The 16,390-nt window shown below is 48.5% G+C and carries 17 protein-coding genes; 3 read left to right on the forward strand and 14 right to left on the reverse strand.

Annotated features, from left to right (window positions below):
- Positions 1-133 precede the first annotated feature (133 nt).
- A complete protein-coding gene (locus ACM6JA_RS03960) occupies positions 134-1,261 on the reverse strand; it encodes a D-alanine--D-alanine ligase (protein ID WP_414851356.1) in 1,128 nt (375 codons plus the stop codon).
- Between the two features lie 233 nt (positions 1,262-1,494).
- On the opposite strand from ACM6JA_RS03960, the gene ACM6JA_RS03965 reads away from it, so the two are divergent.
- Together ACM6JA_RS03965 and ACM6JA_RS03970 are read left to right on the forward strand one after the other, a co-directional pair.
- On the forward strand, positions 1,495-1,986 hold the full coding sequence (locus ACM6JA_RS03965; protein ID WP_414851292.1) for a hypothetical protein: 492 nt from the start codon (positions 1,495-1,497) through the stop codon (positions 1,984-1,986).
- A 99-nt stretch (positions 1,987-2,085) separates the two neighbouring features.
- Positions 2,086-2,274 carry a DUF4177 domain-containing protein gene (locus tag ACM6JA_RS03970; RefSeq protein ID WP_007727654.1) on the forward strand — a complete coding sequence of 63 codons (189 nt, stop codon included), beginning with the start codon at positions 2,086-2,088 and terminating at the stop codon, positions 2,272-2,274.
- Positions 2,275-2,336: 62 nt separating this feature from the next.
- Here ACM6JA_RS03970 and ACM6JA_RS03975 read toward each other — a convergent pair whose 3' ends face one another.
- A complete protein-coding gene (locus tag ACM6JA_RS03975; protein WP_414851293.1) occupies positions 2,337-3,632 on the reverse strand; it encodes a class I SAM-dependent rRNA methyltransferase in 1,296 nt (431 codons plus the stop codon).
- An 89-nt stretch (positions 3,633-3,721) separates the two neighbouring features.
- Between ACM6JA_RS03975 and ACM6JA_RS03980 the strand changes: the two genes are divergently transcribed.
- A complete protein-coding gene (locus tag ACM6JA_RS03980) occupies positions 3,722-4,705 on the forward strand; it encodes a Na/Pi cotransporter family protein (protein ID WP_414851294.1) in 984 nt (327 codons plus the stop codon).
- Here the strand turns inward: ACM6JA_RS03980 and ACM6JA_RS03985 are convergent.
- The 12 genes from ACM6JA_RS03985 to hemW all read right to left on the reverse strand — a co-directional run bounded on the left by ACM6JA_RS03985 (position 4,671) and on the right by hemW (position 16,280).
- Positions 4,671-5,336, reverse strand: a complete 666-nt coding sequence (locus ACM6JA_RS03985) for an LrgB family protein (RefSeq protein ID WP_414851295.1) — start codon at positions 5,334-5,336, stop codon at positions 4,671-4,673. The two genes, ACM6JA_RS03980 and ACM6JA_RS03985, sit on opposite strands and share 35 nt — an antisense overlap.
- Positions 5,329-5,724, reverse strand: a complete 396-nt coding sequence (locus ACM6JA_RS03990) for a CidA/LrgA family protein (protein ID WP_007727662.1) — start codon at positions 5,722-5,724, stop codon at positions 5,329-5,331. Before ACM6JA_RS03990 ends, ACM6JA_RS03985 begins: the two co-directional genes overlap by 8 nt.
- A gap of 101 nt (positions 5,725-5,825) precedes the next feature.
- Positions 5,826-6,491: a deoxyribose-phosphate aldolase gene (gene deoC, locus ACM6JA_RS03995; RefSeq protein WP_414851296.1), complete on the reverse strand. Its 666-nt coding sequence runs from the start codon at positions 6,489-6,491 to the stop codon at positions 5,826-5,828.
- 4 nt (positions 6,492-6,495) lie between these two features.
- Positions 6,496-6,924 carry an NUDIX hydrolase gene (locus tag ACM6JA_RS04000; protein ID WP_007727666.1) on the reverse strand — a complete coding sequence of 143 codons (429 nt, stop codon included), beginning with the start codon at positions 6,922-6,924 and terminating at the stop codon, positions 6,496-6,498.
- Positions 6,921-8,279: a tRNA (N(6)-L-threonylcarbamoyladenosine(37)-C(2))-methylthiotransferase MtaB gene (mtaB, locus tag ACM6JA_RS04005; RefSeq protein ID WP_414851357.1), complete on the reverse strand. Its 1,359-nt coding sequence runs from the start codon at positions 8,277-8,279 to the stop codon at positions 6,921-6,923. Before mtaB ends, ACM6JA_RS04000 begins: the two co-directional genes overlap by 4 nt.
- Before the next feature lie 101 nt (positions 8,280-8,380).
- Positions 8,381-9,139, reverse strand: a complete 759-nt coding sequence (locus ACM6JA_RS04010) for a 16S rRNA (uracil(1498)-N(3))-methyltransferase (protein WP_414851297.1) — start codon at positions 9,137-9,139, stop codon at positions 8,381-8,383.
- An 18-nt stretch (positions 9,140-9,157) separates the two neighbouring features.
- Positions 9,158-10,099 (reverse strand): 50S ribosomal protein L11 methyltransferase, encoded by a 942-nt coding sequence (gene prmA, locus ACM6JA_RS04015; protein ID WP_007727669.1) that lies wholly within the window; start codon positions 10,097-10,099, stop codon positions 9,158-9,160.
- 99 nt (positions 10,100-10,198) lie between these two features.
- Positions 10,199-11,326, reverse strand: a complete 1,128-nt coding sequence (dnaJ, locus tag ACM6JA_RS04020; protein ID WP_414851298.1) for a molecular chaperone DnaJ — start codon at positions 11,324-11,326, stop codon at positions 10,199-10,201.
- Between the two features lie 150 nt (positions 11,327-11,476).
- Positions 11,477-13,306, reverse strand: a complete 1,830-nt coding sequence (gene dnaK, locus ACM6JA_RS04025; RefSeq protein ID WP_376899502.1) for a molecular chaperone DnaK — start codon at positions 13,304-13,306, stop codon at positions 11,477-11,479.
- Between the two features lie 51 nt (positions 13,307-13,357).
- Positions 13,358-13,900, reverse strand: a complete 543-nt coding sequence (grpE, locus tag ACM6JA_RS04030; protein ID WP_414851299.1) for a nucleotide exchange factor GrpE — start codon at positions 13,898-13,900, stop codon at positions 13,358-13,360.
- A gap of 58 nt (positions 13,901-13,958) precedes the next feature.
- Entirely contained in the window at positions 13,959-14,984 is a 1,026-nt protein-coding gene (hrcA, locus tag ACM6JA_RS04035; protein ID WP_414851300.1) for a heat-inducible transcriptional repressor HrcA, read from the reverse strand.
- A gap of 153 nt (positions 14,985-15,137) precedes the next feature.
- A complete protein-coding gene (hemW, locus tag ACM6JA_RS04040) occupies positions 15,138-16,280 on the reverse strand; it encodes a radical SAM family heme chaperone HemW (RefSeq protein ID WP_414851301.1) in 1,143 nt (380 codons plus the stop codon).
- Positions 16,281-16,390: the final 110 nt, after the last annotated feature.

A 16,390-nucleotide genomic window follows, 5' to 3' on the forward strand; every position in this document is an offset into this window, starting at 1 on the left:
CGATTATCATTCTCATTTCAAGTGATAATATTCAGCATGTACAGTTAGGAGAGATAGTCTGACAGAAATTAGTTCCATCATCCTACACAAAAAGAAAAAAGATGCCGATTCATCAGCATCTTTTTTCTCATGATTAGTCCAACTCTTCCGCATCGACGACATTGCGACCTTTATCCGCATGTCGCTCGATAGCGAGTTGCACCAGACGATCGATCAGCTCGCTGTAGCTCACACCCGCAGCTTGGAAAAGCATTGGATACATGCTAAACGGCGTAAAGCCTGGCATCGTATTCACTTCATTGATATAGAGCTTGTCGTTCTTCTCATCCCAGAAAAAGTCAACGCGGGAAAGGCCAGAGCCATCGAGTGCTTGGAATGCCTGCTTGGCAATTTCCGCGATTTGTTCGGATACATGCGCGGGAACGATGGCAGGAATGGAGAGCTCTGTTCCCGCCCCCTTGTACTTGGCTTCGTAATCGTAAAATTCTTTAGCGGCAATGACTTCCCCAACGACAGATGTCATCAGCTCTTCATTCCCCAAAACGCCAATCTCCAACTCACGTGCTTGAACGAACTCTTCCACGATCAATCTGCGGTCAAATTTGGCAGCTACCTCTAATGCGTGCTTGAGCTCCTCACGATTTTTCGCTTTGTTAATCCCTACGCTGGAACCCATATTCGCTGGTTTGACGAAACACGGATAGCCGAGTTCACGCTCGATCCGATCCATGACATCGTCCTGGCCTTTTTCCCATTGCGAGCGCAGTAAGCCTACATATTTCACTTGCGGAAGTCCAGCCTGTGCAAAGACGGTCTTCATCATCCATTTATCCATTCCGACAGCGGAAGCCATTACTCCGGTTCCCACGTACGGGATATTCGCCAATTCCAGCAGTCCCTGGATCGTCCCATCTTCGCCAAATGGTCCGTGAACCACAGGGAAAACAACATCCATTTGCTCATTCATGGCAAACAGCGATCCTTGCTTGCTTGCGATTGCCAGCTCTTGCCCTGTTTCTGTTGTCTCGGTAATGGCTGGCGTTTTTGCCGATAAGCGCAACGCTTCGATCTTATCCGGCAGTTGTCCTGCCAGTGTTTCTCCAGTCACCCAAGAGCCATCCAATTGAACGTACACAGGTGTTACCTCATATTTATTTGCATCTACGGCCTGCATAATGGACATGGCCGTGCGCAATGAAACTTCATGCTCTGAGGATTTTCCTCCATAAATAATGCCCAGTCGAATCTTTTGATTTCCCATCTGTGTCATGCTCCTTTCCCCTCCGTATGAAACCGGAGAGTCTACCCAGTTTCTACTCTCTCCTATGCTATGCAAAAGCCCAACATCTGCTCTATTTACCGGGCCGAGCCCGTCATTTAGCATACACAAACCAAACGCCAAAAACAAGAGAAGCAAGTATCACCTGCTCACGTTTTTTCTCATACCATATAAATAAAATTCCTGTCATGGAGCTATTTTTTGGAGGGATTTCCATGAGAGATTATTTGATGTACTGCACATATTGTTCTTCTTACACTTTATTGCACAGCTATGATAAGGAAAGCGGGTCTTTCTTGGGGGAATACTCCCTGCTGCATAACAACTACACCCGAGACTCAATCGTCTTGAACAAATTTCTCCTCGCCCATCTCGGTCACACCATCCGTACCATTCCCTCTAAGACGGATGACTACCGCCATATCATCTGCAATGCCTCCCATTTTTTGGAGGATGATATTGACAAGTACGTGGAGGAAAGTCAGCAGCGGGCTAAATTCAAGGAGCGTGATCGGAAAAGCGAACGGGAAATTGGTCAGGTACAGCTATATCTGGTCGAGCATCTCTTGTCCCACGAGCTTCAGAACTTAAGCCAGGCCCGCGCTTCTACCCCCGCCGAAGGACAAGTCTTTTTAGGCAAGGAACTGGGGTTCAAGCAGGCTCTCGATCTCGTCAGGCGTGTAAAAAATGACAAGCAATTGTCATGAGCACTTATTTCTTTATTCGAAATGATTCACATTCTTTTGCAACTCTTTCCGCTCGTCGCGCGTATAAAAAGAGAGACGATACAAGCGGGGGGAAAGAACATGTTTGAATACAAATTCGTCCGAGTTGAGCTGTCCTCTTTTCGACGCCAACCAAAAGAAGATTATCAGACCGTTGTCCACGAGCACGCCAAGGAAGGCTGGCGTTTGGTGCAAATCTTTGCTCCAAGCATCGGGGGCGACGGTATGGCCAAATACTTCGAATTGATTTTTGAAAAACCAAAGTCTTAAATCAGAATGAAGCCAAAAGAAAAACAGCGCCGTTTTAAAGCGGACGCTGTTTTTCTTTTTCTCTATCGACGATCTCTTACTTCAAAGATGGCAAATTTCAAGTAATGAGCCTCATCAGCCCCACTGATTTGCGGATGATCCTTGCCCGCGCCTCGCCATTCAATCAGGCGCAAAATCTTTTTCGCATCGACCGCTGCCTCTTGAATCGTTTGCAGGAACAGCTCAGGTGACATATGGTACGAGCAAGACGCTGTAACGAGAAATCCGCCTGGACGAACGAGCTTCATCCCATTTAAGTTAATGTCTTTGTAACCGCGGCAAGCGCCTTTCACTGCCCCACGCGATTTCGCAAACGCTGGTGGGTCAAGAATGACCACATCCCAGTTCTTGCCTGCCTCTACATTTTCACGCAAGTAATCAAACGCATTGGCCACCACAAAATCAACGCGATGCAAGAAGCCATTGAGTGTAATGTTTCGCTTCGCTGTTTCGATAGCGTGATCGGAAATATCGAGGGCTGTCACTTTTTTCGCACCGTGCTTGCAAGCATTTAGGGTAAAGGAACCAGTGTGTGTAAAGCATTCCAATACCTCAGCGCCATCCCAAAACGGATTTTTGACCACTTTACCGCGCTTGTCTACAGGCACTTGCTTTGTCTCACCGTCTACTTCCATACTCGTCAGGGAAATGCCGTGCTTTTCGCCCCAGCCTTTCATCAATGGCGCGATGGAAGCACGATTTTCCCGCTGATCATAGAAAAAGCCGGTCTTTTGCCCCTCTACGATATCGACATAGTATTTCAATCCGTTTTCTTCGATCAATACCTCACGCGGACACTCTCCGTACAGGACTTCTTTTCCTTGTGTCAGCCCTTCCAGTTCACGGACATGTACATCATTGCGCAAATAAATACCAGTCGGTGCAAATACCTCTACCAGTGCATCTCGAATCCAATCGATGCGCTTCTCCATCCCCAATGAGAGGACTTGGACAACCAATGTGTCTTCGTAGCGGTCGACGATGAGTCCTGGCAAAAAATCGGCTTCCCCGTAAATGACACGGCAAGCCCGTGGGTTGTCCACAAATCTCGTCCGGAATTCTGCCGCCTGCTTGATTTTGCGTAAGAAGAAGTCATAGTCGATCTCTTCCTTTTGGTCGTAGCTCAATATGCGCACGATCATTTGTGAAGCAGGGTTGATGTAGCCCTTTGCCAAAAAATGTCCTTTGTGATTGGTGACCTCGACGATTTCACCTGGTTCTACATCCCCTTGAATTTCTAATACCTCTGATTGAAAAATCCACGGATGTCCTACTTCTAGCCGCTTTTTCCGATGTTGATTCAATAGCACACGTGCCATGCAGCTATTCCTCCTCTTGTCATGCTTGCCCTTGTACAGGCATAGCGTTATAGTAACTTGCTAAAAATGGACAGGGAGGAACGTATCTTGTGATAGTCTCCATCCTCGCCCCTTTTACCTTTGGGCTCACGTTTTTTCTTTTCGGTATGTACGCCATGCGCTCCGGCTTTCAAAACCTCGCCGGCAAAAAAATGGAAGAATGGATGGGGCGATTTACTCGTACCCCGCTCCATAGCTTCTGGATTGGTCTCTTCGCTACTTTTGTCTTGCAAAGCTCCAGTGCGGTAACTGTCCTGACGATTGGGCTGACGAACGCAGGCATCATCCAGTTCACACAAACCGTCGGCATCATATTGGGAACCAATCTGGGCACGACAGTGACAACGGAGCTGGTTGCGCTCAAGCTCGAGTCCTTTGCCATCCCCATGCTTCTCATTGGAGTCGCACTATGGCTGATGCCGCGCCGAAACATTCGTTGCATTGGTCTCGTCGTCGCTGGCTTCGGACTGATCTTCCTCGGAATCGATACATTGAAAGTCATGGCGAAGCCTTTGGAACAGTCTGAGACGTTTCGTTCGCTTTTTCTGGAGAGCAGCCATTCCATCTGGATCGGTTTGATTACCGGGATCATTTTCACCGCTCTCATCCATAGCGGTTCCGCTACGACCGTGATCACGATGGGCCTGCTCAGTCATCAAATTCTTTCGATGGAAACGGCACTCGCCATCGTATTGGGAGCGAACGTCGGGACTTGCTTTACCGCTGTCATCGCTGCGATTGGCACGAATACGGCATCCAAGCAGGTCGCATGGTGCCATACGCTCTTCAACGTCGCAGGCGCGATTGTTTTTTTACCGTTTCTTTCCCAGCTTGCCCTCGTCAGTGCATTTTTAACGGATAGTCCTTCTATGCAGATCGCCCATTCACAGACTATCTTCAATCTCGTCTGCTCGTTGGTCGCACTGCCATTCGTCCCGCAGATTGCCCGGTTTATTCAATGGCTAATCCCTGATAAGCGTCGTCCTACTGACCTCACCTTTAGAAAGAAAATGGTATCAAGTAGATTGAAGTAATGACGCCTGCCACGATCATTGCGACGCTGGACGCTGCCGTCTGAACAGGAGAAACGCGGTTCAAGCTAGCCGTACCAATGGCGTGTGCACTCGTACCGATAGCGATCCCGATTGCCCAATCATCTGTGATCCTACCCCATTTGAGAACAGGACGGGCAATCATGACACCAACCATCCCTGTCAATGCGGTAAAAAAGGCTGCAAGTGCAGGTTCCCCACCTATGGAACGGCTCAGCTCCAACGCAATCGGGGTGGTCACGGATTTGCTAAGCATGCTTTTGTATACGAGCTCATCTGAACCCAGAAACCAATGAACCCCAATAACGACGAAAATCGCAACTGCACAGCCTGCACATACACCAAGCAAAACACCGCGCCAAATATGAGCAAATTCCTTGATCTGTTTAGCTAGTGGAATAGCGAGTGCAACCGTTGCTGGCCCGAGCCAAAAGGAAATCCACTGGCCTCCGGCAGCAAATGCCTCCCAATCGCCGCTAAACGCCCACCACATGGTCCAGACCAAGATCACAGCCACCAAAAGAGGCTGCAACCGTTGGAATCGAGCGCTGATCATTGTTGCACCTTTGTACCCTGCTATCGATACCAAAATGGCGAAAAATTGACTAAGCATCCAGAGTCCTCCCCTCTTGCTGCAAGGACGATTCTGATTTTTGTTTATGATGCTTCAAATACCATTGCACAACCACACCAGTCACAAGCATGACTAGCAATGGACCGAGAACCATCGATAGTATGATTGGCAATGGATTTTGCGTGAATACGTTTAAATAGGAAGCAACTCCGACAATGATCGGTACGAAAAAGAGCAACATGTGTCGGATCAGAAAAGTACCCGCTTGTTCCACCCAATCCATTCGTATCCATCCCATACACAGTCCCAGTGTTAACAGCAGCATTCCCACCAGGTTACCGGGCAGGGGAATATGCAGCCATTTGCTCGCAGCTACGCCTACCCCATAAAAAGCCAACAGGATGACGATTCCTTTAACAAATTTCATTTTGCTAATCTCCTCCCCGCTCCCTATCCTCTCTCTATAGGAACATCAGCATACAGGACGGAAAAAGCCCGGCCTTTCCTCGGCCAGGCTTTTCTTTCGTATTAGTATCCGCTGCCTGTTGTTTTTGCTCCAGTTACAATGGAAACACCGGAACTCGTACCGACACGGCTCGCGCCTGCTTCGATCATAGCAAGCGCTGTTTCGTCATCACGAACACCACCAGACGCTTTTACGCCTACATTTGGTCCTACGGTTTTACGCATCAGGGCGATATCTTCAACCGTTGCTCCACCTGTTGAAAATCCTGTGGAGGTTTTTACGTAATCAGCACCAGCCTCTACGGAGAGCTTGCACGCGACTACTTTTTCTTCTTCGGTCAAAAGGCAAGTTTCCAGAATCACCTTCAAGAGAATATCGCCAGCAGCTTGCTTCACAGCAGCGATGTCTTTTTTGACAGTTTCCAGGTCACCGGATTTCAGTGCACCTACGTTCAGTACCATATCTACCTCAGTCGCTCCGTTTGCAATCACATCGCGGGTTTCGGCTGCTTTGGACTCGATAGTGCTCGCTCCCAGAGGGAATCCGATAACCGTGCACACTTTCACATCAGAGCCTGCCAGGAGTTCAGCAGAGCGTTTTACCCAATAAGGGTTTACGCATACAGACATGAAATCGTGCTCTCTTGCTTCTTGGCACAGCTTGTCAATCATCTCTTGTGTAGCATCAGGCTTCAACAGCGTGTGGTCGATATATTTGTTCATGTTCATAGAACTACACCTCTATCCCTAATTGTTCGAATGCAAGGCGAAAAATGCTGTCATTGTTACGGTATCCTCGTTGCAGTTGCAAATCCCAAGCTTCCTTTGCTGGATGCCAATGAACATCATTGATTTCTTCTAGCTGTACGGTGATCTCTGTGTTGTAAGCTTCCACCAAATAATAATGGACTTCTTTGTCAATGGATTCGCCCGACACCGGATGCGTATACACGTAGGTGATCATGTCGAGCTTGGACCCCAATCGTCCTGCCACGCCTGTTTCTTCCAAAACTTCGCGCAGAGCCGTTTCTTCGATGGTCTCGCCCATCTCCTGCTTTCCTTTTGCGAGAGTTACTTTGCCATAGCGGTCTTCAATCAATAGGAGCATGTACTCTGTGTCTTGCTTCTGGTATACAACGCCTCCTGCCGATATCTCCCTCATATAGCTCGCTCCTTCAGGAAAGGCAGCGCCTCTGTTTCCACTACGCGAACAAAAGTCCCTTTGCAGTATTCCGAGCCTGGTTCATCCAGTCTCACCTTGCAAATCTTGCCGATCATGCTCTCATCGCCAGGGAAGACGACATTCAGGTAGTTGTCCGAATAGCCCATCAGAAGACCGCTATCAGGTGCTTCTTTATATGGACGCTCCGGAATGACTTCCAGTACATCCCCTACGAATTTCTTGGAGTATGCCAAGGTCAATTCCTGATTGAGCTCCAGAAGCTTCGCTACGCGCTCGTTCTTTTCCTCATCAGGAATTTGATCCGTCATACGCGCTGCTGGTGTACCTGTACGCATGGAGTACGGGAATACGTGCATCTCGGCAAAACCGATTTTCTTCATAAACTCGTATCCGTTCCAGAATTGCTCTTCGGTCTCACCCGGGAAGCCTACGATGACGTCTGTTGTAATCGCTGCTCCTGGCAATGCTTCGCGTACTTTGACCATTCTTTCGTAAAACTCAGCAGTCGTATACTTGCGGCGCATGCGTTTCAACACTTCGTCATCTCCCGCTTGCAGCGGTACATGCAGATGGCGCACGACACGATCGGAGTTGTTGATGACCTCGATCACTTCATCGGTGATTTGGCTCGCTTCGATCGAACTGATGCGGATGCGCTTGAGGCCTTCCACTTGATGAAGGTCAATCAACAGCTTGGCCAAATTGTATTCTTCCAAATCCTCGCCGTATCCACCCGTATGAATCCCAGTCAAAACGATTTCCAGATAGCCTGCTTCCACCAGCTTTTGAGCCTGTTCAACAACGCTTTCCGGTTTGCGGGAACGCATCAGACCGCGCGCCCAAGGAATAATACAAAACGTACAAAAGTTGTTGCAGCCCTCTTGAATCTTGAGGGAAGCACGTGTGCGATCCGTAAAGTTAGGAACATCCAGCTCTTCGAATTCGCGAGCTTTCATAATGTTGCCTACTGCGTTGATCGGTGTGCGTTCTGCACGAATTTGATCCACGTACTCGATCAGCTTCTCGCGCCCTTGTGTACCAACTACGATATCTACACCGGGAATTTGCGCAATCTCACTTGGAGAGGTTTGCGCATAGCAGCCAGTTACGGCTACGATCGCCTCAGGATTGCGGCGAATCGCACGACGAATCACTTGGCGGCTCTTCTTATCTCCCGTGTTCGTAACCGTACAAGTATTAATGACGTAAACATCTGCTTCATCTTGTTCAAAGTCAACTCTCTCGTAGCCGTCTGCCTTGAACAATTGCCAGATGGCCTCTGTTTCATAGCTGTTTACTTTACAGCCCAATGTATGAAAAGCAACGGTAGACATTGCCATTCCTCCTTTTCCGTGAAAAACGCCTCGACGTTTTTCATAAAAGTGGATGTGACCGCTTGCGGTCAACGAAACGGTCATGACCGTTTCGTTCCTGCTCATCCTTTGCGAAGTGATGAAGCCTTTCGTTCAAACTGATAGGAAGCGCAGGCCAAAACGTACTGGCTTGCCGTTTCCGTACGCAAAATGCGCGGGCCGAGGGAAACCGTCAGGAACCCTTTGCTCTCTGCTTGGGCCACTTCCTCAGGAGAGAAGCCTCCCTCCGGTCCAACGAGGACGAGAAGTGAATCACCCGCAGTCATCTCTTCTAGCACTGGATGAATCGTCGTACTGCCTTCTTTTTCATAAGCAATTGCGCAATGGGTATACGACTGGCCAGCTTGAAGTATCTCACGAAATGAAACAGGAGATAAAAGCTCTGGCAAAACAGCACGATGAGACTGTTCAGCAGCCTCCTTGACAATTTTGCGCCAACGCTCCAGTTTTTTCGCTTCTTTTTTGGCGTCCAGCTTTACAATGGTTCGCTCAGAAGAAAACGGGAAAAAAGAGTACGCCCCAAGTTCCGTCCCCTTTTGCAAAATCCACTCCAGCTTCTCGCCTTTTGGAAGCCCCTGACCAATTGTGACTCGAATCGGCAGTTCTCGTTCTTCTTGAAGCATTTCCATTACTTCTGCCCGTACTTCCTTGGCAGAAAGATAGACAAGCTTGGCCCGTGCCGACTTGCCCGCTCCATCAGAAACGATGATTTCTTCGCCTTCCCGAGCACGCATTACATTTACGATATGGTGTACATCGTCTCCGACAATCGTTAGCTCATTCTCAGTAAAGGAATGTGGCTCGACAAAATATCGTTGCATCTCGCCAACCCCACTATTCTATCGTTTTTTTGCTACAATTGCTACCCAGTCATCGATGAAAATGGTTTCCACGACCTCAAGACCTGAAGCCGCCAACGCCGCTTTCACATCCGCTTCACGTGCAGCAATAATACCTGATGAGATAAAGGTGCCACCTGGCTTCAACACGCGGAATACATCATCGGTGAAACGCACGATGACTTCTGCCAAAATGTTAGCCACGACCACTTCCACCTGCTCCTCGATGCCGTCTAGCAAGTTGTTTTGTCTCACGTTGATATGCTCATGCACACCATTCAATTCGGTATTGGCCTGTGCAGAGCGTACGGCTACTTCATCCAAGTCCATCGCTAGCACATCTTTTGCTCCGAGCTTGATAGCAGCAATACTCAAAATAGCTGTGCCTGTCCCAACATCATACACCTGATCGCCTTTTGCCATATACTTCTCGAGTGCACGCAGACAAAGGATGGTCGTCGGATGTGTACCTGTTCCAAACGCCATGCCTGGGTCCATCTCGATAATGATCTCATCTGGATGCTTCGGCTCGTACTCTTCCCATACTGGCTTAATGGTCATGCGATCAGACACATGAACCGGTTTGTAATATTTTTTCCAGGCGTGGGCCCATTCATCTTCGTGGACATCGTTTACAGCAATCGATGCCTTGCCGATATCCAGACCGTACTCGATCAACTGCGCCAATTGCTCTTTCAGCTCTTCTACAACGTCAAGCAGCTCGCTGCTGTCAACCGGCAGGTATGCTTTAACGAATACGCCCTCGGCCGGAAAATCATCAGGAGAAAGCTGGTAGATTTCGCCAAAGGGGGTATCCCACTCACGATATAGCACCTCCGGGTCTTCAATTACGACACCATTGGCACCCAACTCATACAAGAGGCTTGACACCGCCTCCGTAGCCTCCGCTGTAGTATGGATACTGATTTCTGACCATTTCACGAATCTACCACTCCCCACATAAGCTCCCAATCGGGCTTTTCATTTAATCGACTTCGCTACATGAAACTTTAGGCAAAAAGCGGACAAAACCGCGACGGATTACTCGCCGCGGAATGCCCGTTTCATTTTTTCGAAAAAGCTTTCGTCTTCTCCCCCATGCTGTCCTGGCTTTTCTCCAGACAGTTCGGCGAGCTCACGCAACAATTCCTTTTGTTTATCGCTCAGCTTGGTCGGCGTAATGACGCGCACTTTCACATGCTGATCACCACGGCCGTTTCCACGCAAATGCGGAACACCTTTTCCACGCAAACGGAAGAATGTTTCTGTTTGGGTACCCGCCGGGATCTTCAACTTCACGCGACCATCGACAGTCGGCACTTCGATCTCATCTCCAAGTGCTGCCTGTGCGTAAGTAAGCGGAACCTCACAGTAAATATCATTTCCATCACGCTCGAAAAACTCATGACTCTTCACACGCAATACGACGTACAAATCTCCAGAAGGTCCACCGTTTGCGCCCGGTTCTCCCTCGCCTGTTACGCGCAATTGTGCTCCATCGTCCACACCCGCTGGGATGTTGAGATGAATTTTGCGGCGTATTTTGACACGTCCACTGCCTCGGCAAGTTGAACATTTTTCTTTGACAACTTTCCCTTTGCCTTCGCAAGTCGAGCAAACACGGCGATTGACGATTCGGCCGAATGGTGTGTTCGCCACCACTTCTTGTTGTCCTGTACCACTACAAGTCTTACATGTATCTACACCGGAACCAGGCTTCGCACCAGAACCAAGGCACGTATCGCATTCTGCTTCTTTTGGAATTTCCACGTCGGTTTCTTTTCCAAAAATCGCGTCGATAAAGTCAATGCTGAGGCCAAATTGCAGGTCAGATCCTTTGCGCGGTGCATTTGGATTCGAACGTCTGCCGCCACCACCGAAGAACATATCAAAAATATCTCCGAAGCCGCCCATGCCTGATCCATCAAAACCTCCGCCACCGAAGCCCTGATTCGGGTCTTGGTGACCGAAACGGTCATATTGCGCACGCTTTTGTGGCTCGGACAGGATGTCGTACGCATCCTTTACTTCTTTGAACTTTTCTTCCGCGTCAGCCTCTTTATTTACATCGGGATGGTACTGACGTGCCAGCTTGCGATACGCTTTTTTGATTTCATCAGCGTCCGCTTCCTTTGCTACGCCAAGAACCTCGTATAAATCACGTTTCATCTCCTATATCACTCCCATGACAGTCAACTGTTATCATAGCATGTGACAGACTTGAAAAAAAGTCAAAGTCAGCATTCCGTGACTTTGACTTTCATGGGTCACATCGTGGGAAGTGAGGGAAGAAACCTCTCCCCTCACAGTTCCAGCGTGTTACTTTTTATCGTCTACCACTTCGTAGTCAGCATCAACAACATTGTCTTTCTTCGGCTCTTGACCTTCAGCGCCGCCGCCTTGAGCTGCTTGCGCTTGAGCAGCCTGCTCATAGAGCTTCACCGAAATTTGTTGGATGATCTCGGACAGTTCATCTTTCGCTGTCTTGATCTCTTCGATGTTGCCGCCTTCCAGAGCAGCTTTCACTTTATCTTTCGCAGCGTTAGCGCGGTCGATTTCAGCTTGGTCGATCTTGCCTTCTACTTCTTTCAGTGTTTTCTCAGTCGTGAATACGAGTTGGTCAGCTTCGTTGCGAACTTCTACTTGCTCTTTGCGTTGTTTGTCCGCTTCTGCATTCAACTCAGCATCTTTTACCATGCGATCGATATCATCGTCGGACAGACCCGAGTTAGAAGTGATCGTGATACGTTGCTCTTTACCTGTACCCAGGTCTTTTGCACGTACGTTTACGATACCGTTCGCGTCAATATCGAAGGATACTTCGATTTGCGGGATGCCGCGTGGCGCTGGCGGGATATCGGACAGGTTGAAGCGACCGAGAGATTTATTGTCGTTCGCCATTTGACGCTCACCTTGGAGAACGTGGATTTCTACAGATGTTTGGTTGTCAGCAGCTGTAGAGAACACTTGGGATTTGCTTGTTGGGATCGTCGTGTTGCGATCAATCAACTTGGTGAATACGCCACCCAATGTTTCGATACCGAGGGAGAGTGGAGTTACGTCAAGAAGTACGACGTCTTTCACGTCACCAGTCAGTACGCCTGCTTGCACAGCCGCTCCCAGCGCTACTACTTCGTCTGGGTTTACACCTTTATGTGGTTCTTTACCTGTAAATTTCTTAATTGCTTCTTGTACCGCTGGGATACGAGTAGAACCACCGACCAGAATAACGCGATCCAATTCGCTAGGAGTCAGTCCAGCATCTTTCAGTGCTTGACGAGTTGGGCCCATTGTACGCTCTACCAAATCAGCGGAGATCTCTTCGAATTTTGCGCGAGTCAGGTTCATCTCCAAGTGTTTTGGACCGGTTGCATCTGCTGTAATGAACGGCAGAGAAATGGTCGTAGTCAGAACACCGGACAGGTCTTTCTTCGCTTTTTCAGCAGCGTCTTTCAAACGTTGTTGTGCCATACGATCCTTGGATAGATCGATGCCATGTTCTTTTTTGAATTCACTCACCAGGTAGTTCATAACTACATCGTCAAAGTCGTCTCCACCCAGCTTGTTATCACCGGAGGTCGCTTTTACTTCGAAAAAGCCGTCGGACAATTCGAGAATGGATACGTCAAAGGTACCGCCGCCCAAGTCGAATACGAGAACAGTTTGATCTTCTGTTTTCTCCATACCGTATGCAAGAGCAGCTGCAGTTGGTTCGTTCACGATACGCAGTACTTCCAGACCAGCGATTTTACCAGCGTCTTTTGTTGCTTGGCGTTGGCTGTCATTGAAGTATGCTGGAACCGTAATCACTGCCTGCGTCACAGGTTGACCAAGGTAGCTTTCCGCGTCTGCTTTCAGCTTTTGCAGAATCATAGCAGAAATCTGCTCAGGCGAGTATGCATTGCCTTCAAGCGTTTCTTTATGAGCAGTACCCATGTGGCGCTTGATGGAGATTACGGTATTGTCTGGATTCGTGATAGCTTGGCGTTTTGCCGCTTCCCCAACGATTCGCTCGCCGTTTTTAAATGCTACTACGGATGGTGTGGTACGGTTTCCTTCCGCATTGGCAATAACGACAGGCTCTCCGCCTTCCATTACCGCTACACAAGAGTTGGTTGTTCCCAAGTCAATTCCGATTACGCGACTCATACAAAATGTCCTCCTAACACTATACATCTAGTGATTTTAAGTAATTTGGGTTTACTCGTTTACTTGAACCATCGCCGGACGAACGACGCGGTCTTTGAACATATATCCTTTTTGCAGCTCGTTTACAACGACACCTGAATCAAACTCAGGGTCTTGTGTTTGCATAACCGCCTGGTGGATGTGAGGGTCAAATGGTTTTCCTTTTGCCTCGATTGCAGCCAAGCCTTCTTTATCGAAAACTTGGACCATCTGACGATATACCATGTTTACACCCTCCAAGAGGGAGTCTACTGTCATGGATTCCTTGTCAGCGGCAAGTGCTCGCTCGAAGTTATCGAGAACTGGCAGAAGCTCTTCCACGATTTTAAGAGAAGCGTATTTAGCCAGATCTTCCTGCTCTTTGCGAACACGGCGGCGGAGGTTATCCATATCGGCCATGGCACGCAGCATGCGGTTTTGGTGATCCTCAGCCTGAGCCTGCCAGTGAGCAGCCTCTTGCTCCCAGTTCATCTCGGATGTTTCTGTTTGGTCTGCATCCTTTGCTACTTGTTCTTCCTCGAGAGTCGGGTCTTGCGTTACTTTTTCCTCGCTCAACGTCACTACCTCCTGGCGGCTTTCCCCAGTCAAAAGACTGTTTAGCCATTCACTCCATTTATTTCTCAAACTGCGAAGTCAGCATGCGCGATAGGCCTTCCGCCAAATGGTTGAGCACAGTAATGACCTTGCCGTATTCCATTCGTGTCGGCCCAAGTATCCCCACCATTCCTACTGGCTTGCCTCCAAGCGAATAAGAAGTGGTAATAATACTGCATTGCTTAATCGCGTCTAGCTGGTTTTCCTGTCCGATGCGTACCGTGAGACCATCACCCTGCATGCCGATCACATTCATCAATTGATCGTGCTGCTCTAATAGCTCGAGAATATCCTTGACTTTATCCACGTCTCGGAATTCCGGCTGGTTCATGATCTTGGTCGCACCGCGTAAGTATACTCGTTCTTCTTCTTGTGTCAGCGAGTTGTTGAGGAACTGAAGAATTTCTTCATACTGCTCCGTATGACGCTGCATTTCACCGGAAATCTCCTGATAAAGACGTTGCCGAAGCTGCCATAGTGGCACGTCGGACAGCTTTGCATTCAACAGATTGACGAGTCTCTCGATTTCCCCGGCACCAATGCCTTCTGGAAGATCGATCAGCTTGTTCTCCACTCGTCCGGTATGCGTCACCACAATCGCGACAGCCTGTGCAGCACTGAGAGGAACGATTTGAATATGTTTTAACCGATGCTCAAAAATCTCTGGACCCAAGACAATCGCCGTGTAGTTTGTCAACTGAGAGAGAATTTGGGCAGTGTACTCTACCACTTGTTCTGCGTGGAGAATACGCTCGGCAAACAACTGTTTTAGTTTACCCAACTCAGTATCCTCCAAAAGATGAGGCTGAATCAAGTTATCAACGTAGAAGCGATATCCTTTTGTAGAAGGAACACGTCCCGCCGATGTGTGTGGCTGTTCTAAGTACCCCAGCTCTTCCAAGTCAGACATCTCGTTGCGTATCGTTGCCGAAGAGAATCCGATGTCCTCCCGTTTGGAAATGGTTCGGGAGCCAACAGGTTCGGCAGAATGAATGTAATTATCGACAATCGCGTTTAAAATCATTTGTTGACGGTCTGATAACATGGATGTCGCTCGCCTCCTGTTGGATTGTTAGCACTCATGCTTATCGAGTGCTAAATCTATATACTAAGGTATCAATAGTAGAAGGATTTGTCAACGAACTTGAGCTAGTTCCAGAGACAAAAAATCTCATTTTTCGCGAGTTTTGCTTTATCCTTAACGGAGAAAGCGCGCAAATACCTCATTTCCGAGCGGAAGCCCCTGTTTCGACAGCTTCAAAAACCCTTCCTGTTCTTCCAGCATTCCTTTGGCTACCTCTTCTTCTATTATTGTCCCAAAAACATCATGAACCGTTGCGCCAAAACGGGATGCAAACGCGGAAAGGTCAACTCCTTCTCTCAACCTCAGCCCCAAAATCATCTGTTCCTCCATGGCATCCACGCGCGGTACCTCGAATTGTTCTACACGCGGTAGCCCTTCCTTGCACTTCTGCATGTAAATCGCAAGCGGGCCAGCATTTACGTGTCGATGGCCGCACACATAGCCATGGGCACCTGCACCCAATCCATAGTATTCACGATTGAGCCAATAGGTTTTATTATGTTTGCTCTCGAAGCCCGGTTTTGCAAAATTGCTGATTTCATACTGCTCGTATCCATGACGCTCCATCTCTTCTATTAATACCATGTACATCTCAAGCTCTGTCTCTTCAGATGGCAGTGGCAGCTGATCCTTCTGGTAGAGTGTGTGGAACAACGTGTTTTCCTCCACCTTGAGACTATATGCCGAGAAATGGGTGGTGCCTAGCCCAAACGCCTTGTCCAACGTCTGGCGGAAAATGTCCAGTGTCTGATCCGGCAATCCAAACATCAGGTCGATGCTGAAGTTGTCGAAGCCTACTTTTTTCGCATTATCGATACTGCGGTACACGGCTTCCTGGTCGTGGATTCGTCCCAGTCGTTTTAAGAGCGCGTCGTCAAAGGACTGCACACCAAAGCTCAGACGATTGACACCCAGCTCACGCATGATCCGCAGCTTTTCCACGTCTGTTGTTCCCGGATTGGCTTCCATCGAGAACTCGATATCATCCGCCCAGTACTTGCCCAATTGCTTTTGTACTATTTCCAAAAACGCGCGCATTTGGGCATGATCGAGAAACGTAGGCGTCCCTCCGCCGACAAAAATCGTTTTCACCTGCTCGATCGGCTGCTGGCTGAAGGTGATCTCCATTTCGCTTTTCAATGCGTCTAAGTAATCCCAAATGAGCTGCGGATTGTTCGTCACAAATGAGTTGAAGTCACAGTAGTAACATTTATTCGTACAAAAGGGAATGTGAATGTAAACCGATTGTGGCATCATGTCCCTTTCCCTCCTTATAAAATTGAGTTGTTCTAAAGAAGACTTTTTGACAACCTCTTTAATAGAAAAGACCTGACAGAAGGTCAGGCCTACTTCTTATCATCCATGCG

Source organism: Brevibacillus sp. IT-7CA2, from assembly GCF_949767855.1.
Taxonomy (GTDB): Bacteria; Bacillota; Bacilli; order Brevibacillales; family Brevibacillaceae; genus Brevibacillus.